The 236-nt window shown below is 58.9% G+C and carries 1 protein-coding gene; it reads right to left on the bottom strand.

What is annotated here, in order from left to right:
- On the bottom strand, nt 1-236 hold a 236-nt coding region (locus SB771_RS37015; protein WP_410722287.1), incomplete at both ends, for an alpha/beta fold hydrolase.

The raw sequence follows: 236 nt of genomic DNA, 5'->3' as shown, positions 1-236 counted from the left end.
CGGGCCAAGGTCGGTCTCCAGGATGACGGTCAGATCTTCAGTGAAGGCTTCTGGGGAGTACTGCGCTCGCGGGCCGCTTTCACCCATGCCCGAAAAGTCCATCGCGAAAACCCGGTAATGATCGATGAAATAGGGAGCGATGAAGTCCCACCAGTGGCTGTTAGCCCGATAACCGTGGGCGAAAAGCAGTACGGGCTTGTTGGCGTCGCTGGCGTTCCAGCTGCGATAGTGCAGGC

This window comes from Burkholderia sp. SIMBA_051 (genome assembly GCF_046534915.1).
Taxonomy (GTDB): Bacteria; Pseudomonadota; Gammaproteobacteria; order Burkholderiales; family Burkholderiaceae; genus Burkholderia; species Burkholderia ambifaria.
This window is presented reverse-complemented; position numbering and strand designations above follow the sequence as displayed.